This window comes from Enterobacter cloacae complex sp. ECNIH7 (assembly GCF_002208095.1).
Classification (GTDB): domain Bacteria; phylum Pseudomonadota; class Gammaproteobacteria; order Enterobacterales; family Enterobacteriaceae; genus Enterobacter; species Enterobacter cloacae_M.
On record NZ_CP017990.1, the window covers coordinates 1,616,458 to 1,640,013 of the forward strand.

Below are 23,556 nucleotides of genomic sequence, written 5' to 3' on the forward strand. Positions count from 1 at the left end.
TGCTGAACTATGGCTGAAGATCAAAACCCGCCTGCTGACGAGCAGGACAAAAACAATAATGAGCGTAAGCGCCCGGGAAAGAAACCGTTAATTATCCTCGGCATTGTCGTGGTGGTGATGGTGGTCGTGGCGCTGGTCTGGTGGTTTTTAACCCGTAACGAAGAGACGACCGACGACGCCTTTACCGACGGCGACGTGGTGACGATTGCCCCCAAAACGGCGGGCTACGTTACCGAGCTGCGCGTGCGCGATAACCAGCGCGTGAAAAAGGGCGATCTGCTGGTGGTTATCGATCCGCGGGACACCACCGCGCAGCGCGATCAGGCTCAGGCCCAGCTTGGGCTGGCTATCGCGCAGCTGCATCAGGCCCAGGCGCAGCTGGCGCTTTCAAAAGTCCAGTATCCCGCCCAGCGTGACGAAGCCAAAGCGCAGGTGCTGAAAGCGCAGGCCGATCTGGCGAACGCGCAGGCGGAGTACCGTCGTCAGCGCGGCGTCGACCCGCGTGCGACCACTCAGCAAAGCATTGATTCCGCGAACGCTCAACTGCGCAGCGCACAGGCAGGGCTGGCCAGCGCTCAGGCGCAGCTGGAAGTGGCAGAGCAGGTACAGCTGCAAATCCGCCAGCAGGAAACCAACGTTGAAGCGCGCGAGCGTCAGGTCGATCAGGCTAAAGCGCAGCTGGAAACCGCCAACCTTAATCTCTCCTATACCGAAGTCCGCGCCCCTTTCGACGGGTTTGTCACCAAACGCAACGTGCAGCCCGGCACGCTGGTGCAGGCGGGAACGGCGCTGTTCTCGCTGGTTTCCCCGAACGTGTGGGTGGTCGCAAACTTTAAAGAGTCGCAGCTTGAACGCATGAAGCCGGGCGATAAGGTCACCGTGTCCGTCGACGCGTGGCCGGATATGGAGCTTGAGGGCCACGTAGACAGTATCCAGCAGGGCAGCGGCTCGCGCTTCTCCGCCTTCCCGGCAGAAAATGCCACCGGTAACTTCGTCAAAATTGTGCAGCGCGTGCCGGTCAAAATTGTGATTGATAAGGGCCTGGATCCAAACAAACCGCTGCCGCTGGGGCTGTCGGTTGCACCGAAGGTGACGGTGGAATGACGGATCACAGCCACGACAGCTGGAAGCCCGCCAGCAATCCGTGGGCGGTGGCGATTGTCGTTACCCTGGCGGTATTCATGGAAATTCTGGATACCACCATCGTCAACGTGGCGCTGCCCCACGTGGCGGGCTCGCTCTCGTCCAGCTATGACGAATCCACATGGGTGTTAACCAGCTACCTGGTCGCGAACGGCATTGTGCTGCCCATCTCGGCGTTTCTGAGCCGGGTGTTTGGCCGCAAGCAGTTCTTCCTGATTTGCATCGTCATGTTTACCGTCTGCTCGTTCCTGTGCGGGATTGCCACCGAGCTGTGGCAGATCATCCTGTTCCGCGTGATGCAGGGCTTTTTTGGCGGCGGGCTGCAGCCCACGCAGCAGTCGGTGCTGCTCGACTACTTCAAACCCGAAGACAGGGGCAAAGCGTTTGGTCTGTCCTCCATTGCGATTATCGTTGCGCCGGTGCTCGGCCCGACGCTGGGCGGCTGGATCACCGATAACTACTCCTGGCGCTGGGTGTTCTTTATCAATATCCCGGTGGGGATAGTCACGGTGCTGGCGATCTATCAGCTGCTGGAAGATCCGCCCTGGGAGAGCAAGTCTAAAGAGAAGCTGACTATCGACTGGACGGGGATCGGCCTGATCGCTTTAGGGCTTGGCTGCCTGCAGGTGATGCTCGACCGGGGAGAAGATGAGGACTGGTTCTACTCGAACTTTATCCGCACCTTCGGCGTGTTGACGCTTGTCGGCATTATCGGCGCCATCTACTGGCTGGTATATGCCAGAAAGCCGGTGGTGGATCTGCACTGCATGAAGGATCGCAACTTTGCCATCTCCAGCCTGCTGATGGCGGGGATGGCGATGATTTTGTACGGCAGCTCGGTGGTGATCCCCCAGCTGGCGCAGCAGGACCTGGGCTATACCGCCACCTGGTCCGGGCTGGTGCTGTCACCCGGGGCGGTGCTGATTGTGCTGACCATTCCGCTGGTGCTGAAGCTGATGCCGGTGGTGCAGACGCGCTGGATTATCGCCTTTGGCTTTACCTGTCTGGCGGTGTCGTTCTTCTGGTCGCGAACGCTGACGCCGGATATCGACTTCGAAACGCTGGTGCTGTTCCGCAGCGCCCAGTCGCTGGGGCTGGGGTTCCTGTTTGTCCCGCTGACCACCATTGCGTTTATTTCTATCCCGAGGCGGCTGAACGCGGATGCCGCGGCGCTGTTCACCATGTTCCGTAACGTTGCGGGCTCGATTGGCATATCCCTTTCGACGGCGGCCATCACCGAACGCGCGCAGGCCCACAGCGCGCACCTTGCGTACCACGCCTCGCCGTTTAACGAGCAGTTCCAGCAGGCCATCCGCGAAAGCGCGCAGGCGATCCAGAACTTTACCACTCAGGTCGGTGACCCGACCGGCATCGCCACCGGCCGCATGTACCAGACCATGATTGAGCAGTCGCGCTTCCTGGCCTATATCGACGTGTTCACCATTCTGAGCGCGGTGGCCTTGTTACTGATTCCGTTTTGTTTGTTGCTCTCGCCGGTTAAGAGCGAGGGGAGTGCAGGAGCACATTGATGATACACAGACGTTTACACCCCCTGATGATAATGATGCTGCTTGCGGGCTGCGCCGTCGGGCCGGACTATCAACCGCCCGCGCCGCCTGCCGTCACGCACTGGAACGATAAGGGCGACAGCGCGGTAAAATCGCAGACCGCTTCCGCCGCGACCAACCCGCGCTGGTGGAAAACCTTCGGTTCGCCGCAGTTAGACAGCCTGGTTGAGCGCGCCATTGCCGGGAACCTGACGCTGCAGCAGACGGTGCTGCGCATCGCCGGCGCGCGCGAACAGATTAACCAGGCGGGCGGGGCATTTTATCCGTCGGTGAACGGCAATCTGCAGGCGACGCGCCAGCAGCTCGGGCTGGAAGGGGAGCTGAAATCCCACGGCGTGTATGACCAGGTGGATAGCATCGATCCCGCTCTCAAGGGCGCGCTGGGACCGCTGACGCAACCGATCAACCTCTATCAGGGCAGCTTCGACGCCCAGTGGGAAATTGACCTGTGGGGCAAGGTGCGCCGGCAGGTGGAAGCCGCCGAAGCGCAGCAGAAAGCCGCCATCGAGCAGCGTAACGACGCGCTGGTGTCGCTGGAGGCTGAAGTGGCGCGCGCGTGGCTCCAGCTGCGCGGGGCGCAGAGCATTATCGCCACGCTGAACACCCAGATTAAAAGCGCGCAGCAGACGCTGGATCTGACGGAAAGCCGCCAGCGCGGCGGGCTGTCGCCGCAGATGGACGTGGAAAACGCCCGGGCGCAGCTGGGCAACCTCGAAGCGCAACTGCCGCAGTATCAGGCGCAGGAGCGGCAGGCGATGAACGGCCTGGCGATCCTCCTCGGCAAGCCGCCTGGGGCGCTGGATGCGGAATTGCAAAGCGTGCAGCCGATGCCGGCCCTTCCGGATATCGTGCAAACGGGCATTCCGTCCACGCTGGCGCGACGCCGTCCGGACGTGCGCGAAGCGGAGGCGAACCTTCACGCCGCCACGGCGCAAATCGGCGTCTCGGTGGCGGAGTTGTTCCCGAGCTTTACGCTCTCCGGGCAGTTTGGCCTGCGCAACAGCGAAACCAACTGGCTGACCGACTGGAGCAGCCACTTCTACAGCTTTGGCCCGCAGGTCTCTATTCCGATCTTCCAGGGCGGTCGGCTGGTCTCCAGCGTCAAGGTGGCGCGCGCGCAGCAGGGAGCGGCGGTGCTGGACTATCGCCAGACTGTGCTGACCGCGCTCGGGGATGTGGAAAACGCGCTGGTGAGCTATCGCACCGACCAGCAGCGTGAAGCGGGTCTCGCAAAAACGATCGACGCCCTGCAAAACGCTTTTGACCTGGCAAGCGACAGCTACCGCCAGGGGATTGCCAGCTTTATCGACGTGCTGGACGCGCAGCGGCAGCTCGCGCAGGCCGAGCAGCAGCGCGCGCAGGCGCAGGTGCAGAGCGCGCTCGATCTGGTGGCGCTCTACAAGGCCCTCGGCGGCGGCTGGGAGCCGTATCAGCAGGTGCAGTTACCGGACTACAGCGTCTTTGGCGACGCCCCGCGCGGATAAATTCAGAGGATTGGGCAAGAAACGGACAGGAACACCACATTCGCGATGGCTGAGGGGCGGGTATAACTATCGGGTACCCAATCGACATGCGAGGAATAACTTATGCGTTATCAAAAACTGGGCAACACCGGTCTGTTTGTTTCTGAACTGTGCCTCGGCACCATGACCTTCGGCGGCGAGGGCGGCATGTGGGGCAAGATTGGCCAGCTCCAGCAAAGTGAAGCCGAGCAGCTGGTGGGCCGCGCGCTGGATGCCGGGATCAACTTTATCGACACCGCGGACGTTTACTCGGAAGGACGCTCGGAGGAGATCACCGGTCAGGCGCTGAAAAACCTGAAGATCCCTCGCGAGAACGTGGTGGTCGCCACGAAAGTGTTCGGCGAAACGGGAACGGCCGGGGTGAACTCGCGCGGCAGCTCGCGCTATCACATCATCAGCAGCGTGAAGGAGAGCCTGCGCCGCATGCAGCTCGATCATATCGATCTCTACCAGCTTCACGGCTTCGACCCCGCAACGCCGATTGAAGAAATGCTCTACGCGCTGGATAACCTGGTGCAGCACGGCCACGTGCGCTATATCGGCGTCTCGAACTGGGCGGCGTGGCAGATTGCCAAAGCGCTGGGCATTTCCGAGCGTCTCGGGCTGGCGCGTTTCGCGTCGCTGCAGGCGTATTACACCATTGCCGGACGCGATCTTGAGCGCGAGCTGGTGCCGATGATGCAGAGCGAAGGCGTCGGGCTGATGGTCTGGAGCCCGCTGGCGGGCGGCCTGCTGAGCGGAAAATATGGCCGCGACGGGCAGAGCGAAGCCGGTGGTCGCCGTCTGGAGTTCGACTTCCCGCCGGTGAATAAAGACCGCGCCTTCGACTGCGTGGACGTAATGCGCACTATCGCCGAAAGCAAGGGTGTCTCCGTCGCGCAAATCGCGCTGGCCTGGCTGCTGCACCAGAAAGCGGTGACCAGCGTCATCATTGGCGCGAAACGCGTTGAACAGCTGGACGACAACATTGCCGCCACCGGGATCCGCCTGAGCGAAGACGAGCTTAAGCAGCTTGATGCGGTGAGCGCGCTGCCGCGCGAATACCCGGGCTGGATGCTGGAGCGGCAGGGGGAATATCGCCGCAATCAGCTCGCGCAACAATAACCTTCCTTGCCCCGGTAGTGCATCGCTAACCGGGGCTTTTTTTCCCGCATTGCTCACAAAAAACGATCCTCCTCTTTGATCCCCATTTCATCTTCGCCTATATGACTAGTCATGAAATTTTAAATGACTAGTCATATAGGGAGGAAACATGAACAATCAGCTGCCGGCCAATTTTTTATGGGGCAACTCGGTGTCAAGCATGCAGACGGAAGGGGCCTGGAATGAGGGCGGGAAGGGGATGTCGGTGTATGACATTCGCGAAGCCGGGGAGAACGTCTCCGACTGGAAAGTCGCGACCGACTCCTATCACCGCTACCGGGAAGATTTCGACCTGATGCAGGATCTGGGCATGAACTGCTACCGCTTCCAGATCTCCTGGAGCCGCGTCTGCCCGCAGGGCGACGGCGCGTTCAACGACGAAGGCATCGCGTTTTATGACCGTTTTATCGACGATCTGATCGCCCGCGGCATCGAGCCGATGATCTGCCTGTACCATTTCGATATGCCGCTCGCGCTGGCGCAGGAGTACAACGGCTTCAACGACCGCCGCGTGATGGATGCCTTTATCCGCTACGGCAAAAAGATGATCGACTGCTTTGGCGACCGCGTGAAGTACTGGCTGACCTTCAACGAGCAGAACATCTTCCATATGCCGGAAGCGTTCCGTATTTCCGGCTATATGCACGGCGAGAAAACCCTGCGCGAGCTGTACGAGCTGCAGCACCATACGATGGTGGCGCACATGGCGCTGACCGAGTATCTGCATCAGACCAGACCGGGCCAGCTGATGGGCGGCATGCTGGCGCACCAGCTGATCTACCCGGCCACCTGCAAACCGCGCGATATCTTCTGCGCCCAGCAGTACGACGAGTTCCTCAACCAGAACCTGCTGCGCGTCTTCGCAGGGCAGGGCTACAGCCCGGCGGTGATGGCGGTGGTGGAGCAGGAGGGCTTTGGCGATATCTACCGCGCCGAGGATTTAGCGCTGCTGGCGCGCACCAGAAACGACTATATGGCCTTCAGCTACTACGCCAGCAAAACGCTGGACAGCGATGCGATCCCGGAAGGCACGCCGGTGAACTATTACCTGCTGCACGGCGAGAAAAACAACCCGTACCTGAAGGCCACCGAGTGGAACTGGCAGATCGATCCGCTGGGCTTTCGCACCATCATCACCCGCTACGCCAACGACTGGCGGATGCCGGTCTTCCCGATCGAAAACGGCATCGGGGTGATTGAGTCCTGGGACGGCGTCAATCCGATTGAGGACACCTACCGCATCGACTACCACCGGGCGCATATCAATGCCATGAAGGAGGCGATGTTCGAGGACGGGGCGGAGGTGATCGGCTACCTCGGCTGGGGGTTAATCGACATTCTCAGCTCCCAGGGCGACATGCGTAAGCGCTACGGCGTGGTCTATGTCAACCGGGAAAACCACGACCTGAAAGACCTGAAGCGCGTGCCGAAGAAGAGCTACGCGTGGTTAAAACAGGTTATCCATACCAACGGACGCGAGATGTAAGCCGTACGCTGCCGGGCCGTTTTTGTGACTGATTGATGGGAACTATCCGCTATGTCTGAAACAAAAATAACACCGCACATGCAGTCTTTTGTCGATAAGTTTGTTGAGTTCTCGGCGCGCCTGGCAAACCAGGTGCACCTTCGCTCCCTGCGCGACGCTTTCGCCACGGTGATGCCCATTTTCATCCTTGCCGGTCTGGCGGTACTGGTGAACAACGTGGTATTTCCGTGGATTTTTCACGGCGACATGCTCGCGCAGTTTAAGGTGTGGGGCGAGGCGATTATCAACGGCACGCTGAACATCGCCGCGCTGCTGCTGGCCCCGATGATTGCCTGGTCGCTGGCGCGCAACAAAGATTTCGACAATCCGGTCTCGGCAGTGGTTATCGCCGTCAGCAGCTTCATCATCATGATGCCGATGCGCCTGCAGATTACGCCCGTCGGCAGCGACGCCGCGGTGAACGTCACCCAGGTGCTGACGTTCGCCAATATTGGCTCAACCGGGATTTTCGCCGGGGTGCTGATCGGGCTGCTCTCAACGGAAGTGTTTATCGCCATTTCGCGGCTGAAGGCGCTGCACATTTCCCTCGGGGAAAACGTGCCTCCGGCGGTGAGCAAATCCTTTACCGCGCTGATCCCGACCATCCTCACGCTCTCCCTGTTCGCGGTGCTGGCGGCCGTGCTGGCAAACGTACTGCAAACGGATCTGATCCATCTTATTACGACCTTTATCCAGCAGCCGCTGCGGCTGATCAACACCAGCCTGCCGGGGACGATTTTCATCTACAGCTTCGGTAACTTCCTGTTCACGCTGGGTATTCATCAGTCTGTCGTCAACAGCGTGGTGCTGGAGCCGTTCCTGCTGATCAACACCAACGAGAACATGCTGGCCTTCGCCAACGGTCAGCCCATCCCGCATATCATCAACAACATCTTCGTGCCGACGTTTGGCATGGTGGGCGGCACGGGCAGCACGATCTCGCTGCTGATTGCCATCTTTATCTTCTCCAGACAAAAATCGGCGAAGCAGGTGGCGCGTCTGTCGCTGGCGCCGGGCCTGTTTAACATCAACGAGCCGGTGATTTTTGGCCTGCCGATCGTGTTTAACCTGCCGCTGATGATCCCGTTCGTGCTGCTGCCCGCCATCGGCATTTACTTCGCCTGGCTCTGTACCACGCTGGGGTTAATATCGCGCTGCGTGGTGATGATCCCGTGGACCACGCCGCCCATTCTCAGCGCCTGGCTTGCCACGGCGGGGGACTGGCGGGCGGTGGTGGTGCAGTTGGCAATCATCGTATTTGGTGTATTCTTCTACCTGCCTTTCCTCAAGATTGCCGAGAGAGTGGCGTTGAAAAACAGCGGGATAGAAAACTAACTGAAAGGAAGGACGATGGCGGCGAAGTACATCACCATAGCGCGGGAAATTAAGAAACGCATTATCAGCCAGCAGTACGCCGCCAATGAACCGCTGCCGGACCAGTTTGCGCTGGCGGCGGAGTTCAGCACCAGCCGGATGACCATTCAGCAGGCGATGCGCCAGCTGATCGTCGAAGGTCTGGTCTATACCCGCCAGGGGCAGGGCACGTTCATCCGTAAAAACTTCCTTCAGCTCTCGCAGTGGGATCTCTCCGGCAGCGACTACTTTGGTGCGACCAAAACCTGGGAACATCTGGGCACGGTGACCAGCCGGGTGGTGCATTTCGAGCTGCGCTTCCCGAACGAAAAAGAGCAGGCGTCGCTGATGATTAACGCCGATGCGCCGATCTATGACTTCATTCGACTCCGCCTGCTGAACGGCGAACCGATGTCGCTGGATTCCACGGTGATGCCGATGAATCTGGTGCCGGGCCTGACGAAAAACCATCTTGAAGGGTCGGTGTTTCAGTACGTGCAGGAGACGCTGGGGCTGAAAATTATGGGGTCGTATCGGGTGGTGCGGGCGCTTAAGCCCAACGCGCTGGACAGGGAGCATCTGGTCTGCGAAGAAACCGATCCGGTGCTGGAGGTGGAGCAGGTGATTTATCTGGAGGACGGCACGCCGCTGGAGTATGCCCACTGCCACTATCGGTACGACCACGGCGGGATAGTGATCGTGAATAATGGATAAAAAAAAGCGGGCAACGAGGCCCGCTTTTTTAATGCTTCGCTATCAGTTCAAACGCACCGGCATACCGGAGCGGTTCTGCACGGCCTGGTCAACAATCGCCGTTTCTACGTCTGGCTGAGAAGTCACCGCCTGCACCGCGCTGTTCAGCGTAACAGGGACGATTTCGTTGTTGTTGATCTGGTCTTCGCTGGTGGACAGCGGGTTGTGCACTTCGATGTAGCGGCTGCCGTCTGGCTCAGAGGTCGCTTTCACCGGTTCGTTGATGAACTGCACGCGCGTACCGACCGGCACGTTTTCGAACAGGAACTTGATGTCGTCGTTACGCAGACGCACGCAGCCGTGGCTTACGCGCAGGCCGATACCGAAGTTGGCGTTGGTACCGTGGATAGCGTACAGGCGGCCAATGTACAGCGCGTACAGACCCATTGGGTTATCCGGGCCTGCCGGTACAACGGCTGGCAGCGGTTCGCCCGCAGCGATGTATTCCGCGTGCATTTTGGCAGTCGGCGTCCAGGTTGGGCCCGCTTTCTTACGCTCAACTTTGGTGGTCCAGTTCATTGGGGTGTCTTTACCCAGCTGGCCGATACCGATTGGCAGCACGATAACGGTGTTGGTGCCTTTCGGGTAGTAATACAGACGCATTTCGGCGCTGTTAATCACGATACCTTCATGAACGGTATCCGGCAGGATCAGCTGCTGAGGAATATTCAGCACGGTACCCGCTTTCGGCAGATACGGGTCAACGCCCGGGTTCGCTTCCAGCATGTTAGACAGGCCCAGCTGGTACTGCGCAGCGAAATACTCCAGCGGCTGAGAGTTACCTTCTGGTACCGTCACAACCTGGTTCTGGCCTACCAGACGGCTACCGTCTGTTGGCAGGGGATACGTCACCGCAGACGCGGTCTTACAAAAACCTACTACGGCTAACGCCGCCGCTAAAAGCGTTGTTAATTTCATGTTCATGTTGTGCGAGGTATCTAAGCCATTCTGGCGATGAGTTGATAAGTCTGAATCTGTGATGGGAGCGCATTATATGTGCATTCCCGCTAACAGGGAATTCAGATGTGTACGAAATCACATTTTTTTCGATTTTGTTAAAGTTTAGTGGATTGCCGCAACACGGGATCTCAATTCGGAATTGTGGCATAATGCCGTGTTTATCACACTTTTCGCAGGAATCTCCCCGTGTTAGTTACCAGCAACGTCACTATGCAGTTTGGCAGTAAGCCGCTGTTCGAAAACATTTCCGTCAAATTTGGCGGCGGCAACCGTTACGGCCTGATTGGTGCCAACGGTAGCGGAAAATCCACCTTTATGAAGATCCTCGGCGGTGACCTGGAGCCGACGCTCGGCAACGTATCGCTCGACCCTAACGAGCGTATCGGTAAGCTGCGTCAGGATCAGTTCGCCTTCGAAGAGTTCACCGTGCTCGACACCGTGATCATGGGGCATGGGGAACTGTGGGAAGTGAAGCAGGAGCGCGATCGCATCTACGCGCTGGCCGAAATGAGCGAAGAAGATGGCTATAAAGTGGCCGATCTGGAAACGCAGTACGGTGAGATGGACGGTTACTCTGCAGAAGCGCGCGCGGGTGAGCTGCTGCTTGGCGTGGGTATTCCTGTCGAACAACATTACGGCCCGATGAGCGAAGTGGCGCCAGGCTGGAAGCTGCGCGTGCTGCTGGCACAGGCGCTGTTCTCTAACCCGGACATCCTGCTGCTCGACGAACCGACGAACAACCTGGACATCGACACCATCCGCTGGCTGGAGCAGACGCTGAACGATCGCGACAGCACCATGATCATCATTTCGCACGACCGTCACTTCCTGAACATGGTCTGTACGCACATGGCGGATCTGGACTACGGCGAGCTGCGCGTTTACCCGGGCAACTATGACGAGTACATGACGGCGGCCACCCAGGCGCGTGAACGTCTGCTGGCGGATAACGCCAAGAAGAAAGCGCAGATTGCTGACCTGCAGTCCTTCGTCAGCCGCTTCAGCGCCAACGCCTCTAAATCGCGTCAGGCAACCTCGCGCGCGCGTCAGATTGATAAAATCAAGCTGGAAGAGGTTAAAGCCTCCAGCCGTCAGAACCCGTTCATCCGCTTCGAGCAGGACAAGAAGCTGTTCCGTAACGCGCTGGAAGTGGAAGCCCTTACCAAAGGCTTCGATGAAGGCCCGCTGTTTAAAAACTTCAACCTGCTGCTGGAAGTGGGCGAGAAGATTGCCATCCTCGGTGCCAACGGCGTGGGTAAATCCACCATGCTGAAAACCCTGGTCGGCGAACTGCAGCCGGACAACGGCACCGTGAAGTGGTCTGAAAACGCGCAGATTGGCTACTACGCGCAGGACCATGAATACGAGTTCGAAAATGACCTGACCGTCTTTGACTGGATGAGCCAGTGGAAGCAGGAAGGCGACGACGAGCAGGCGGTGCGCAGCATTCTGGGTCGTCTGCTGTTCAGCCAGGACGACATCAAAAAGCCGGCTAAGGTGCTCTCCGGTGGTGAGAAGGGCCGCATGCTGTTCGGCAAGCTGATGATGGAAAAACCAAACATCCTGGTGATGGACGAACCGACTAACCACCTGGACATGGAATCCATCGAATCCCTGAACATGGCGCTGGAGATGTATCAGGGGACCCTGATCTTCGTCTCTCACGACCGTGAGTTCGTCAGCTCGCTGGCGACCCGCGTGATCGAAATTACGCCAGAGCGCGTGGTGGACTTCACCGGTAACTATGAAGATTACCTGCGCAGTAAAGGTATCGACGGCTAATTTCCCGTCGTCTTTCACGCTGCAGATGCGTTGGCTTCACCTGTTCACCCCGGTCACTTACTTATATAAGCTCCCGGGGATTCACAGGTTTGCCGCCTTCCTGCAGCGCGAAATACTTAGAGAAAGGGGGCGTGCCTTTATTCCCTCTCCCTGTGGGAGAGGGTTAGGGTGAGGGCATCAGGCCGTACTAGATCACCCACTCGCCCCCTTCAACCCCGTTCACCAGCAGCGTACGTTTTTCCCCTCCAGGCAGCGACACCTTAAGCGATTTCCAAGCCGGACGATAATCCCCGCGCGCGTTGACCTTCAGGTTGATGGTTGCGCCGTCGCACACCATTTCCCACTCCACCCACAGCGCGTTGCCGTTCTGGTAGCCCCAGCTTTCGCCGTCGTCTTCAAACAGCATTCCGGAGGTTGTCCCGACGCCTTTTACCGGGAACAGCTTCAGCTCGCGTGCCGTATCTTTTTCGGCATTCACATGCGTGATGCGCTCGCTCAGCGGCAGACCGGCTCCCGCACGAACCAGCAGCGGCAGTTTTTCCAGCGGCGCGTCGAGGACGATTGACTGGCCGCCCGCATACCACGCGTGGGTGTAAAAATCATACCAGCCGGTGTCGTTATCCGGCAGCCAGACGCGTCGCTCGCGCTGCCCGGCTTCGACGACGCTGGCCACCAGCAGGTCGCGGCCCAGCAGGAAGTCATCGCACTCCTCAAACGTCTGCGCATCATGCTCGTGGTCGAGGAAGGTCGGGCGTAGCATCGGCTCGTCGTCGGCATGCGCCTGCCAGAGCAGGGTATAGAGGTACGGCAGCAGGCGGTAGCGCAGCTCAACCGCGCCGCGAACGGCTGGCGTGACGCCCGGGTACATCCACGGCTCGTTCACGGTGTGGTCATCGTTCCACGAGTGAATGGTAAAGCGCGGGTGCATCACGCCGTTCTGCACCCAGCGTACGAACAGCTCGGCGTCCGGTTTGTCGCCGGAGAAACCGCCGACGTCGTGGCCGACGTTGAACAGGCCGGACAGGCTCATGCCCAGCCCCATGCGGATGTTATAGCGCAGGGTGTCCCAGCTGGTGCGGTTGTCGCCGCTCCAGGTCTGGACGTAGCGCTGCATCCCGGCGCAGCCGGAGCGGGAGATGAGATACGGACGTTTTTCCGGCGCGAAACGCTGCTGCGCTTCCAGCGAGGCGCGCATCATCAGCAGCGGCATCACCGGGCGAATGTGCTTGATGGCGATCTCCTTGCCGAAGCCAAAGCAGCGCGCTTCCCCGTCCCACACTTCATATTCGTTGTTGTCGTTCCAGGTAGAGTCGATGCCCATCTCCAGCAGCTGCGTGGTCACGCCGTTCTGCCACCACTGCACCGTCTGCGGGTTGGTAAAGTCGAGGTGCGAGCCTTCGTCATCCCAGAAGCTGGAACGTTCCGGTGCATCGGTTTCTGAATCGCGAATGAACAGGCCGCTCTCCGCCACTTCGTTATAGCGCGGATGGTCCTGCAGCAGGCACGGCTTGATGTTTGCCGCCAGCTTCAGCCCCGCGTCGTGGAACGCCTGACTCATCACCTTCGGCTGCGGCACCTTGTCATAGTTCCAGTTAAAGACGTAGCGCTTGCCGTTGATTGAGGTATAGCCGGAGGAGAGCTGGAACGAGTCGCACGGGATGGCGTGCTCTTCGCACAGACGGATGAAGTTCATCAGCTGGTTCTGGGCGTCCGGCGCGTCGGTGTAGTGCATGGTCGAGCCGCTGTAGCCCAGGCTCCATTTCGGTCCGAACAGCGTTTTCCCGGTCAGGCGCACGAAGGCTTTGGTGACGTCCAGCACGCGCTTGCCGGTAAAAATGTAGTAATCGATATCGCCCGCTTCCGCCTGCCAGCGACGATAGGCGGTGTGGTAGTTGTCGATTTCGTTACCCAGATCCAGCCAGCAGCTGCTCAGGTTGTCGTAGAACAGGCCGTAGCTGACGTCGTCGCGGCGGGCGATAGTGAACGGAATATGCTTGTAGAGCGGGTCGGTGCTGGCCGCGTTATACCCCATTGCGTCGAGGTTGCGCATCTCATAGCGCTTGCCGTTGCGCTGCAGATTGCCCGCTTTTTCGCCCAGGCCATAGAAACGTTCGTCCTTGCGGCGGCTGAGGTAGTGCGCCACGCCGTCGCCGTGGGCGTTCAGCAGGTAGGCGCTGGTTGGACGGTCGTTGACCAGCGGCTGCCACTCGCCAGCCTCATTGCGGTAGTGCCACTCCAGCCACAGCGGCTGGTGGACCGTCACGCGCAGCTGTTCGGTTGCCACGGTGAGCGTCTCATCCTGCTGCGTCAGGGTCCAGGCCGGGCAGGAGAAGCCGCTTATATCGTCACGACGGCGGCCTTCCCACGGCACGTCTTTTTCCGGCGCGATGCTCCAGGTGCGGTCAAGCGCCAGCTCGCCTTTGCGTTTGATCAGCACGCGGAACAGGTTCTCTTCCAGCACATACAGGCACAGGCGGTGCTGGTTATCGACCAGCAGTTCCAGATGGTTTGCCGACTGCGTATCAAGGGTCCAGTTTTTCAGGGTTTTCATATGCAATACATCCACTATCAGGCGCGCTTGGCGCGACGTTCAGCAATAAATGCTACCAGGAAGAGAGCGCCAATCAGGTCAAAGAAGCCCATGGCAATAAAGAGCGGGTTAAAGCCGATTTTGTCGGCGGTCACGCCGATTAACAGCGAGAACAGGAAGCTGGCGATCCACGCCGCAGAGCCGCGCATGCCGTTTACGGTCGCCATCTGGCCTTTGTCGAACGACTCAACGACCAGGGCGCTCAGCATGCAGGAGATGATCTGGTGCCCGAAGCCGCCGATGGAGATCAGCACGATGGTGATATACGGGTCGCGGGTAATGGCCACGATGCCCAGCGAGATCATCAGGAACGCGCCCGTCACGGAGCTGGCAACGACCGAGTTAACGCGCGAGCAGCCGAACAGACGGGTGTACAGACGCGTCAGGTAGCCACTCGCCACGCTGCCGAGGTCGGCGGCGAGGAACGGCAGCCAGGCAAACATCGCAATCTGCTTCAGGTCCATGCCGTGCTCTTTGGCGAGGTACAGCGGCACCCAGAAGCTCAGCACCGCCCAGGCCGGTTCCGCCATAAAGGCCGGGATGGCGATCCCGTAGAAGCGTTTGTTTTTCGAGACGGTTTTCAGCGCGGTCAGGAAGGGCAGTTTCACCGCAGGCGGTTCGTTATCCTGCTTGATGAACGCCAGTTCGTCTTTGCTCAGGTTCGGGTGCTGTTCCGGGTTGTGGTAGAACGCCCACCACAGGATCACCCACAGCAGCGCCAGCACGCCGGTAAACATAAACGCGCCCTGCCAGCCGAACGACGCGTGAGCAAAGTAGATGATAGGCGGAGCCAGCATTGCGCCGATGGAGAAGCCCACGCCAGCCCAGCCGGCGGCAACGGGTCGCTCTGATTTCGGGAACCATTCGCCGATGGTTTTGGCGTTCGCCGGGGTAGCGGCGGCCTCAGAGGCACCCATAAAGAAGCGCAGAATAGCGAGGTGCAGCCAGCTTCCGGCGCCCGCATGGAAGATACACATCAGCGCCCAGATCCCGGCGCAGACCATAAAGCCAATCTTCAGGCCGATGACGTCAATCAGCCAGCCGCACAGGGGCTGGAAAATGGTATAGGCGATCTGGAACGCGCCGACGATCCAGGAGTATTGCTCGGTGGTGATCCCGAGGCTCTCTTTCAGTTCCGGGGCGAGGATCCCGAGTGAGTTTCGGGTGATGTAGTTAACGGTGACGCCAAGTAAGAACAGCACCAGCACGTACCAGCGCAGGTTCTTGATGACGCGACGGGTTTTGCTTGTCGCTACGGTGTTATTGATGTCCTGACTCATTTTACTCTCCACAAGACGGACGGTAAGGGAACGGAGGTTCAGGTGTCACACGGATTTTTATGCCTTTGATTTCTATCCGTTTAAACTACTTAAGTTGGTATACAACTAGTATGGAAGTTGTGTGACAAGTTCACCTTAAGGAAGAAAATGAGTGGGCAAAAGTGGATTTTGTGCAAAATTTCTCATAACTGACGTAAACCCTCTGGCATGATGGCTTTTATGTCAGCTAATACCTGACCAATACGCTATGAAAATTTTTTCATTTCGCAAATGGAGCCAGATCACAAAATGGACAAAAGGCTAAAAATCACCGAAATCGCGGCCCGGACGCAGCTCTCGATCAGCACCGTATCGCGGGTGCTGGCGGGAAAAGCGAATACCAGTGAAAAAGCGCGCGCGAAGGTGCTGGCGTGCGCGCGGGAGCTGGGGGTGATGGACGGCATGGCGGCAGGGCGTCTGCTGCTTAATAGCCTGGTGGTTTTTGCCCCGCAGCGGGCGTTTGACGAGCGGTCCGACATCTTTTACTACCGCGTGATCCAGAGCGTGAGTAAAGGCCTGGCGTCCCACGATGTGCGCCTTCGCTACTGCGCGCTGGAGGAGAACGACAGCGACGCCCAGCTGTTTCTGGCGCGCATGAACGAAGCGGACACCCAGGCGGCAATCCTTCTTGGCATCGACGATCCCCATATCCACGATCTGGCGGTGGACGTGGGTAAACCCTGCATGCTGATTAACTGCCGCGACCGGCACATGCGTCTGCCTGCCGTCGCGCCGGATCACCGCGCCATCGGCGAGCGGGCGGCGGAGTACCTGTTCGAGATGGGGCACCGCGAGGTGATGAACGTGCTGTGCCTGCGTCGCTACACCATGGAGCTGCGCCTGTCGGGGATCCGCGACGCGTGGCAGTCTCACAACCTGAAATTCAACGATAAACGCGATCTGCTGGTGGTGCCCAGCTTCAGCGCGCGCGAAACGGAACAGATGGTCAGCAGCTGGCTCAGTGAAGCGCAGGGGAAGGATTTACCTACCGCGTTCCTGGTCGGCGGCGACTTTATGGCGGCGGGCACCATTAGCGCCTTACAAAACCACGGCCTGCGCGTGCCGCAGGACGTGTCGGTGATGAGCATTGACGGCTTTAACCTGGCCGCAATCCAGGATGTGCCTCTGACGGCCGTGCATGTCCCCCGCGATGAGCTGGGAACCGAAGCGGTATATATGCTCCAGCAGCGGCTGATGCGCCCGGACGCGCCGGTCGGGACGTTACTGCTTAACGGCACGCTGGCCGTGCGGGAATCGGTACGGCGGATACGTCAGGGGAAACGACGCACCGCCGTGGAGCGGGAAGGGCTGTACGACAGTTAAACCATGCCCAGCGCGCGCTTGCCGTGGATGTTGAGATCGTTCACGGTAAAGCGGTCCTGCCAGCTTTTTTCATAATCCTCGCGCGGGAAGTCTCCCGGCGACGCGCCGGTTTCCAGCGCTTCCTTGACCTTTTTAGCGTAGGCGAGGTTTTTCTCGCACATCGGCGCGGCAGGGATGTACATCACGTTGCCCCAGCCCTGCTGATTTTCCACCGGCGCCACGGAGTGGATCACATCGCAGTGCCACCACACGGAATCACCCGCCTCGAGTGCCGGTATGCTGCTTAATGCCTCGATCAGCAGCGGGTGCCACTTCTCGGAAACCGGCAGCACGCGCCCAGGCGCCACGCCGCACAGCTCGTCCTCCGGCACGTCGTCCAGCAGCGGACGCAGCAGAATATACGCCATTGCTTCCGGGATCGGCACCACGTGCAGCAGCCCCTGGCCGGGGATCATGTCCGATAACGCCGTCCAGCCCTGGAAGGTGCGGAACACCGAGCATTTGGTGGTGTTATCGACGGTGTACTCTTCCACTTCGGTACGGTGCGCGGCGTTCCACGGATCGTACTTGTCGACATTGCCGTCAAACACGCGGGCAAAGACCTGCTGATAGGCTGGCAGCAGCCAGCGCTCCAGCGCGCCGGAGTCGGTATGCGCCCCAAGCCCTTTCGAGGTCGTTCCCGGCGGGCGGCGGCGGATACGGTCCGGGTAAATCACGCTCACGTCCGGGTTGAACCACTGCTTGCCGTTGCTCTCGAATGTCCATAAACGGTTCAGGAACGACTGCACCTGCGGCATCTCTTCGCTCTGGCGCGCCTGCATTTGCGCCTGAGACCAGTAAATCGGGTAAATCTCCGGACGAGAGGCCGTCAGGGTGCCGAAGAAGTTATCGCCCGGGCCTTTGTAGACCTCATCAAACTTATTCAGATCGAGGTAGTCGAGCATCGACTGATCCCACGCCAGCGCCTGCTCGCGCGGGAAATGACCTTTAATCACCGCGCAGCCGCGGCGTTTAACGGCCTCGCGCTGTGCGTCGGTAATCGTGCCGTTTTTCACATCCGCAAACGGAATTACCGGCCAGACGGATTCGCCTTTGTTCTTAAGCGCGTTGATTTCCGCCACGCGGGTGGCAATTTTGTCGCTGAGCTTATTAAACACCGCCTGCACGTCGCCGATCTGCGCGCGCAGCTCACGTTTTAACTGACGGATTGCCGCTTTGTGGTCCGCTGGTAAGGTTTCACTGGTAAAGGTCATAACTGCCTCGCATCTTTCATTCGAAAGTGAAAATGTCTACAAGTGATACTTTAAGTTAAAATTAAGTTAATGCAAGTTTAAAAACTTGACGCAAGCCACAGGTCGGAAAAAGAGTGAGAGGCCGGAGCGACGCTCCGGCGAGGAAAGGATCAGAGGTCGAACGGGGAATGGTTGTCGAGCACGGCCTGAATGACGTTCAGCGCGCCCTGATGGTTGTTATCGTCTGTGCCGTAGCGGCTGATTTCTTTGATGCTCTCTGCCGCGTTGCCCATCGCAAAGGAATATTTCACCAGCTTCAGCATCTCGGCATCGTTGCCGCTGTCCCCAATGGCCACGCACTCCTGCGGGGAGATTTTCCAGCGTTTCAGCAGACGACTGATGCCGTTGGCCTTGTGGAGGCCGGGGATAATCAAATCGACAAAACCAAAGCCGCTGGTGACCGGCTTCATAATGCCGTCCAGGGAGACGTGCAGTTTATCCACCAGATTAGGGATATCGCTGTCCGGCAGGTTCAGGGAGAATTTAAACAGTACGTCGTCAATTTCGCGGTAATCGCTGATGCGCTTTAAGCGGTGATAGTGCTTTGACATCAGCGCCACGAACGCGTCCGGGGCTTTATCGCTCACATACGCGCTCTCGAGCCCGCAGGCCACAAAGTTCAGCCCTTTGTCTTTCAGCAGCTCGCCAATCACGATTTGCGATTCATGCCGCGTCAGCTCGCCGTGGAAAATCTGTTCGCCGCGATCGAACACCAGCGCGCCGTTTTCCGCGACGAAGGAGATCCGATCTGTGAGCTCCGGAAAGAAGGAGATGAGCTGGTAATACTGATTGCCGCTGGCGACAACGAATTCAATGTCGCGGGCTTTAAGCTGTTCAAACTGTGCCTGGAAGCGGTCACGATCGTACTGCTTGGCATCATCAAGGAAAGTTCCGTCCATATCGGTGACGATAACTTTAACGGTCATACTGTGCTCCTGGGTCACTGCGTTTTGAAACATTCTAATAACAAGGTGACGTGGAGCACAAATTTAATTTCATTCGAAAGTAAAAGCAAAACGGCAACCGAGGTTGCCTTTTTTAGTGTTTTCTCCCTCTCCCCGTGGGAGAGGGCCGGGGTGAGGGCATCAGCGTGCGCATATCCCCTCACCATCAAGAGTGAGGGGATATGCCGTTACAGCGTATGTTCAGTACGGGCGATAATATCGTCCTGCGCATCCGGCGACAAGGCGGTGAAGAACGCCGAGTAGCCCGCGACGCGCACCACGAGATCGCGATACTGGTCAGGATGTTTCTTCGCTTCCAGCAGCGTTTCGCGCGAGACGATGTTGTACTGAATATGCCAGCCCTTATGCACCCCGAAGAAGGTGCGCAGCAGCACCATCAGCTTCTGGCGATCGCTGTCGTTTTCCAGCGTCGACGGGTTCAGCTTCTGGTTAAGCAGCACGCCGCCGAGAATCGCTTCCGTCGGCAGTTTACCCACCGAGCCAATTACCGCCGTCGGGCCGAGGTGGTCCGTACCGGAAGCCGGGCTTGCTCCTTCCGCCAGCGGGGTGTGCGCCTTACGTCCGTCCGGCGTGGCCATCGTTGCCGCGCCAAACGGCACGTTTGCGGAGATGGAAGAGGTGCCCGCGTAGTAGTTACCGCCAATCGGGCCGCGGCCGTGGCGCGGGTTGTGGTACTGCTTAAGCTCTTCGATGTAGGTCTGATAGGCGCGCGTCAGCAGCATGTCCACGCTGTCGTCGTCGTTGCCGTACTTCGGCGCACCGTTGATCAGGCGCTGACGCAGCTGCTCGTGGGTCAGTCCGTCGAAGCCATCCGCCAGCGCCGCCGCCAGCTGCTGCTGACCGATAGTGCCCTGCTCGAACACCAGCTTCTTCACCGCCGCCAGGCTGTTGCCGAGGTTGGCGATGCCCACCTGCAGGCCGGAGACCCAGTCGTACTTCGCGCCGCCCTGCTTGATGCTTTTCGCGCGTTCGATGCAGTCGTCCACCAGCGCCGAGCAGAGAATGTCGTGGACGTTCTCTTCCAGCATGGTGTCCACCACGTACTCAATCTCGATGGACTTGCGGGTGTAGTAGCGGATCTGGCTATCCCACGCCGCCATCACTTCGTCGAAGTTGTCGAAGTTACCGGCGGAGAGCGCTTTCTCCTGCGGCAGGAACACCTTGCCGCTGGTGGCGTCGCGGCCGCCTTCCAGCGCCGCCAGCATCACGCGGGCGAAGTTGATAAAGCTCATGCCGGTACAGCGGTAGCCCCACTTGCCGCCCACAGCGGTTTCGATGCAGCCGATGGCCGCATAGTCGTAGGCGTCGTCTCGTTCAACGCCTAGCTTGATGAATTCCGGAATGACGATTTCATCGTTGTTGAACGCGGGCATCCCGAAGCCGCAGCGGATCACCTGCACGCAGGCGTCGAGGAAGTCGTTGCTCATGCCCGCGTGGTAGCGCACGCTCAGGTTCGGCTGGGTGGAGCGCAGGCGACCGCAGGATTCCAGAATCGCGTAGGAGAGCGGGTTCACCGCGTCCATCGGCTCGCCGTTGACCAGCTTCTGGCCGCCGATGGTGACGTTCTGGTACAGCGGGCTACCGGCAGAAGCTTTCGAGTGAGAGCCGGAGCGGATCTTGTTCACTTCCAGCAGCTTCAGCCAGCAGCTGTGCAGCAGCTCGATAGCGTGTTCGCGATCCAGGCTCTGGTTCAGCTCCACGTCGCGGCGGTAGTACGGATAGAGATACTGGTCCATACGCGCGAAGGAGACGGAGTGGCCGTTGGACTCAATCTGCAGGATCAGCTGGATGAAGTAGCACAGCTGCAGCGCCTGCCAGAAGGTTTTTGGCGGCTCGTGGGCAATCACGTCGCAGTTCTCCGCCATCGCCAGCAGCTCGTCGCGGCGGCTTGCGCGGGTTTCGGTGGAGGCCATCTCGCGCGCCAGATCGGCGAAGCGTTTGATGTGCAGGCTTACCGCTTCCAGCACGATATCAATTGCCTTCAGGAACTGATCGCCGTGCAGGTCTTCCAGCACCGTCAGGTTGATGCGCGAGCGGCGCTCGGCCACTTTGGCGCGCAGGCCGTCGAGGCCTTTCTCCAGCACCAGCGGGAAGTTGACCGCCAGGTGCGCGTCGCCGGAGGTCATGTTGCCTTCGGCTTTGATAATGCCGGTTTCCAGCAGGCCTTTCTGCTCGTCGGTGAACATGCCGTAGCAGCGGTCCTGCACCGTCTGGCCGCGCCACCACGGGCAGATGTCGTGCAGCACGCGCTTGTTCTCTTCGCTCACCGCAAAGCCCGCGCCCGGGCGGTCCGCCAGATCGTCGATCTCTTTCTCAATCCAGGATACGGTGTATTCCGGGAAAATCGGCGCGGCGCGCACTTCGCTTGCCTGGTTACCGATAATTAGCTCATCGTGTTTGATCCAGATGGTGCGCTCGGCCAGGTGATGCGCCAGCGCGAGGGCGCGGCGCACCGGGATCGGCTTGTCCATGTGCTGCTGGTACATTTCGGTGTAATGCTGCGCGCGCTCGGTACAGACCGGCGGCTTGACGATATGCACCAGCGCCGTTTTGTGCGCCTTAATGCGCTCGCTGAGGGTGTTGAGATTCAGGGTCGTCATAGGTTTATCCTCGTAAGGTCGCGGTTAACCCTTTCTGGCAGGCGTACTGCTGCGCGAAGTCCAGCAGGGCAGGGTTATCCAGCGGTTTGTCAGGGGCAGAGTAGGGTTGGCCGAGCAGGGTGTATTTGTTCATGCCCAGCGTGTGATACGGCAGAAAATGAATATCGTCGACGCCGAGCTCGTCGGCAGCGAAGTTGGTAATGGCGGTAACAGACGCTTCGTCAGCGTTAAAGCCCTGGATCAGCGGCACGCGAATGGTGATTTTTTTCCCGGCGGCGGCAAGGCGCTTCAGGTTGTCCAGGATTCGCTTAGCCGAACCGTCCGTCCACTGTTTGAACACCTCACCGTCGACGTGCTTCAGGTCGGCGAGGAACAGATCGACGTAGGGTAATGACGGCTCGATGTAATGCCACGGCACGTGGAGGCAGGTTTCCACGGCAGTGTGGATCCCCTGTTCGTGGCTGGCTTTAAACAGGGCGTGCGCCAGCTCGGGGTTCATAAACGGCTCGCCGCCGGAGAGGGTGATCCCGCCGCCGCTGCGGTCGTAAAAGGGCTTGTCGCGCAGTACGGTCGCCATGATCTCCGCGACCTGCTGTTCTTCACCGCAGACGGTCAGCGCCTGCGTCGGGCAGCAGTTAGTAAGGGCGTTGAGCGCGGCTTCATCAAGCTTCTCGCGATGGATAACCAGGCCATTCAGCGCGCGTTCGATGCAGCCCGGCGCCGCCTGCTGGCAAAGATCGCAGCCGTCCAGGCACAGGCGCGCATCAAACAGCACGTCCCGGCTGCGGGAGCGGCTTTCCGGGTTCTGACACCAGCGACAGCCCAGCGAGCAGCCTTTCAGGAACACCACGGTTCGAATACCGGGGCCGTCGTGGGTAGAGTAACGCTGAATATTGAAGATCATGATTTCGCCTCTCGTATTGCATATGAAGATTAAATTACTTTCGAATGAAAGCTATCTTGATGCAGGTCAACTCTTGAGCAGGTTTTGTCGTGATAGGGTAAGTGCAGGCTAATTTTGAGGGTGACATCATGGAACTTTATCTCGACACATCTGACGTTGCGGCAGTCAAAAAGCTGGCGCGTTTCTTCCCGCTGGCGGGCGTGACCACCAACCCAAGCATTGTGGCGGCAGGTAAAACGCCGCTGGACGAGCTGCTGCCGGCGCTGCATGACGCGCTGGGCGGTAAAGGCCGTCTGTTCGCCCAGGTGATGGCTACCACCGCCGAAGGGATGGTGGAGGACGCGCGTAAGCTGCGTGCCATCATTAACGATCTGGTAGTAAAAGTGCCGGTGACCGCCGAAGGGCTGGCGGCGATCAAGATGCTGAAAGCGGAAGGGATCCCGACGCTGGGTACGGCGGTTTACGGTGCCGCACAGGGGATGCTCTCGGCGCTGGCGGGGGCGGAGTATGTGGCGCCTTACGTTAACCGCGTGGACGCGCAGGGCGGGGACGGGATCCAGACCGTGGTTGAACTGCAACAGCTGCTGACGCTGCACGCCCCGCAGTCAAAGGTGCTGGCCGCGAGCTTCAAAACGCCACGTCAGGCGCTGGACTGCCTGCTGGCAGGCTGCGCGTCAATCACGCTGCCGCTGGACGTGGCGCAGCAGTTTATTACCTCTCCGGCCGTGGATGCGGCGATTGTGAAGTTTGAGCAGGACTGGCAGGGGGCGTTTGGACGGACGTCGATCTGACGGGTGCGGCCTGATGCCCTCA

Annotated in this window: 17 protein-coding genes; 10 read left to right on the forward strand and 7 right to left on the reverse strand. The window is 59.3% G+C overall.

Annotated features, from left to right (window positions below; translation table 11 throughout):
• The first annotated feature begins 9 nt into the window (after positions 1-9).
• From WM95_RS07965 to WM95_RS07995, 7 genes are all read left to right on the forward strand, one after another.
• Positions 10-1,104: an HlyD family secretion protein gene (locus WM95_RS07965; protein WP_047742414.1), complete on the forward strand. Its 1,095-nt coding sequence runs from the start codon at positions 10-12 to the stop codon at positions 1,102-1,104.
• A complete protein-coding gene (locus tag WM95_RS07970) occupies positions 1,101-2,672 on the forward strand; it encodes a DHA2 family efflux MFS transporter permease subunit (protein WP_063408103.1) in 1,572 nt (523 codons plus the stop codon). The genes WM95_RS07965 and WM95_RS07970 overlap by 4 nt, the downstream gene beginning before the upstream one ends.
• The gene (locus WM95_RS07975) at positions 2,672-4,195 is read left to right on the forward strand and encodes an efflux transporter outer membrane subunit (protein ID WP_063408102.1); all 1,524 of its coding nucleotides are present in this window, start codon (positions 2,672-2,674) and stop codon (positions 4,193-4,195) included. Before WM95_RS07970 ends, WM95_RS07975 begins: the two co-directional genes overlap by 1 nt.
• A gap of 102 nt (positions 4,196-4,297) precedes the next feature.
• Positions 4,298-5,338, forward strand: a complete 1,041-nt coding sequence (locus WM95_RS07980; protein WP_063408101.1) for an aldo/keto reductase — start codon at positions 4,298-4,300, stop codon at positions 5,336-5,338.
• Positions 5,339-5,486: 148 nt separating this feature from the next.
• Positions 5,487-6,863, forward strand: coding sequence for a glycoside hydrolase family 1 protein (locus WM95_RS07985; protein WP_063408100.1), 1,377 nt, complete (start codon positions 5,487-5,489; stop codon positions 6,861-6,863).
• A gap of 51 nt (positions 6,864-6,914) precedes the next feature.
• Complete coding sequence (locus tag WM95_RS07990) at positions 6,915-8,237, forward strand: PTS sugar transporter subunit IIC (protein WP_063408099.1); 1,323 nt, start codon at positions 6,915-6,917, stop codon at positions 8,235-8,237.
• 15 nt (positions 8,238-8,252) lie between these two features.
• Complete coding sequence (locus WM95_RS07995; protein WP_063408098.1) at positions 8,253-8,969, forward strand: GntR family transcriptional regulator; 717 nt, start codon at positions 8,253-8,255, stop codon at positions 8,967-8,969.
• Between the two features lie 42 nt (positions 8,970-9,011).
• On the opposite strand, the gene ldtB is transcribed toward WM95_RS07995, so the two are convergent.
• On the reverse strand, positions 9,012-9,932 hold the full coding sequence (gene ldtB, locus WM95_RS08000) for a L,D-transpeptidase (protein WP_023310896.1): 921 nt from the start codon (positions 9,930-9,932) through the stop codon (positions 9,012-9,014).
• A 222-nt stretch (positions 9,933-10,154) separates the two neighbouring features.
• Between ldtB and WM95_RS08005 the strand changes: the two genes are divergently transcribed.
• Positions 10,155-11,750, forward strand: coding sequence for an ABC-F family ATPase (locus tag WM95_RS08005; RefSeq protein ID WP_023310897.1), 1,596 nt, complete (start codon positions 10,155-10,157; stop codon positions 11,748-11,750).
• Positions 11,751-11,937: 187 nt separating this feature from the next.
• Here WM95_RS08005 and WM95_RS08015 read toward each other — a convergent pair whose 3' ends face one another.
• Together WM95_RS08015 and WM95_RS08020 are read right to left on the reverse strand one after the other, a co-directional pair.
• On the reverse strand, positions 11,938-14,301 hold the full coding sequence (locus WM95_RS08015; RefSeq protein WP_063408097.1) for a glycoside hydrolase family 31 protein: 2,364 nt from the start codon (positions 14,299-14,301) through the stop codon (positions 11,938-11,940).
• 17 nt (positions 14,302-14,318) lie between these two features.
• Positions 14,319-15,620: an MFS transporter gene (locus WM95_RS08020; protein ID WP_045355718.1), complete on the reverse strand. Its 1,302-nt coding sequence runs from the start codon at positions 15,618-15,620 to the stop codon at positions 14,319-14,321.
• A 288-nt stretch (positions 15,621-15,908) separates the two neighbouring features.
• Between WM95_RS08020 and WM95_RS08025 the strand changes: the two genes are divergently transcribed.
• A complete protein-coding gene (locus WM95_RS08025) occupies positions 15,909-16,982 on the forward strand; it encodes a LacI family DNA-binding transcriptional regulator (protein ID WP_023310900.1) in 1,074 nt (357 codons plus the stop codon).
• Here the strand turns inward: WM95_RS08025 and WM95_RS08030 are convergent.
• From WM95_RS08030 to WM95_RS08045, 4 genes are all read right to left on the reverse strand, one after another.
• A complete protein-coding gene (locus WM95_RS08030) occupies positions 16,979-18,235 on the reverse strand; it encodes a DUF1479 domain-containing protein (protein WP_063408096.1) in 1,257 nt (418 codons plus the stop codon). The two genes, WM95_RS08025 and WM95_RS08030, sit on opposite strands and share 4 nt — an antisense overlap.
• A 149-nt stretch (positions 18,236-18,384) precedes the next feature.
• Positions 18,385-19,200, reverse strand: a complete 816-nt coding sequence (locus WM95_RS08035) for a Cof-type HAD-IIB family hydrolase (RefSeq protein WP_023310902.1) — start codon at positions 19,198-19,200, stop codon at positions 18,385-18,387.
• Positions 19,201-19,406: 206 nt separating this feature from the next.
• On the reverse strand, positions 19,407-21,839 hold the full coding sequence (locus tag WM95_RS08040) for a formate C-acetyltransferase/glycerol dehydratase family glycyl radical enzyme (protein ID WP_063408095.1): 2,433 nt from the start codon (positions 21,837-21,839) through the stop codon (positions 19,407-19,409).
• Positions 21,840-21,843: 4 nt separating this feature from the next.
• Positions 21,844-22,743: a glycyl-radical enzyme activating protein gene (locus WM95_RS08045; RefSeq protein ID WP_063408094.1), complete on the reverse strand. Its 900-nt coding sequence runs from the start codon at positions 22,741-22,743 to the stop codon at positions 21,844-21,846.
• Positions 22,744-22,871: 128 nt separating this feature from the next.
• On the opposite strand from WM95_RS08045, the gene fsa reads away from it, so the two are divergent.
• Positions 22,872-23,534, forward strand: coding sequence for a fructose-6-phosphate aldolase (gene fsa, locus WM95_RS08050; RefSeq protein ID WP_063408093.1), 663 nt, complete (start codon positions 22,872-22,874; stop codon positions 23,532-23,534).
• Positions 23,535-23,556: the final 22 nt, after the last annotated feature.

Bases quoted from the DNA above. Each gene is read 5' to 3' on its own strand.
- WM95_RS07965 (WP_047742414.1), top strand. From the start codon at position 10: ATGGCTGAAGATCAAAACCCGCCTGCTGACGAGCAGGACAAAAACAAT.
- WM95_RS07970 (WP_063408103.1), top strand. From the start codon at position 1,101: ATGACGGATCACAGCCACGACAGCTGGAAGCCCGCCAGCAATCCGTGG.
- WM95_RS07975 (WP_063408102.1), top strand. From the start codon at position 2,672: ATGATACACAGACGTTTACACCCCCTGATGATAATGATGCTGCTTGCG.
- WM95_RS07980 (WP_063408101.1), top strand. From the start codon at position 4,298: ATGCGTTATCAAAAACTGGGCAACACCGGTCTGTTTGTTTCTGAACTG.
- WM95_RS07985 (WP_063408100.1), top strand. From the start codon at position 5,487: ATGAACAATCAGCTGCCGGCCAATTTTTTATGGGGCAACTCGGTGTCA.
- WM95_RS07990 (WP_063408099.1), top strand. From the start codon at position 6,915: ATGTCTGAAACAAAAATAACACCGCACATGCAGTCTTTTGTCGATAAG.
- WM95_RS07995 (WP_063408098.1), top strand. From the start codon at position 8,253: ATGGCGGCGAAGTACATCACCATAGCGCGGGAAATTAAGAAACGCATT.
- ldtB (WP_023310896.1), bottom strand. From the start codon at position 9,932: ATGAACATGAAATTAACAACGCTTTTAGCGGCGGCGTTAGCCGTAGTA.
- WM95_RS08015 (WP_063408097.1), bottom strand. From the start codon at position 14,301: ATGAAAACCCTGAAAAACTGGACCCTTGATACGCAGTCGGCAAACCAT.
- WM95_RS08020 (WP_045355718.1), bottom strand. From the start codon at position 15,620: ATGAGTCAGGACATCAATAACACCGTAGCGACAAGCAAAACCCGTCGC.
- WM95_RS08025 (WP_023310900.1), top strand. From the start codon at position 15,909: ATGGACAAAAGGCTAAAAATCACCGAAATCGCGGCCCGGACGCAGCTC.
- WM95_RS08030 (WP_063408096.1), bottom strand. From the start codon at position 18,235: ATGACCTTTACCAGTGAAACCTTACCAGCGGACCACAAAGCGGCAATC.
- WM95_RS08035 (WP_023310902.1), bottom strand. From the start codon at position 19,200: ATGACCGTTAAAGTTATCGTCACCGATATGGACGGAACTTTCCTTGAT.
- WM95_RS08040 (WP_063408095.1), bottom strand. From the start codon at position 21,839: ATGACGACCCTGAATCTCAACACCCTCAGCGAGCGCATTAAGGCGCAC.
- WM95_RS08045 (WP_063408094.1), bottom strand. From the start codon at position 22,743: ATGATCTTCAATATTCAGCGTTACTCTACCCACGACGGCCCCGGTATT.
- fsa (WP_063408093.1), top strand. From the start codon at position 22,872: ATGGAACTTTATCTCGACACATCTGACGTTGCGGCAGTCAAAAAGCTG.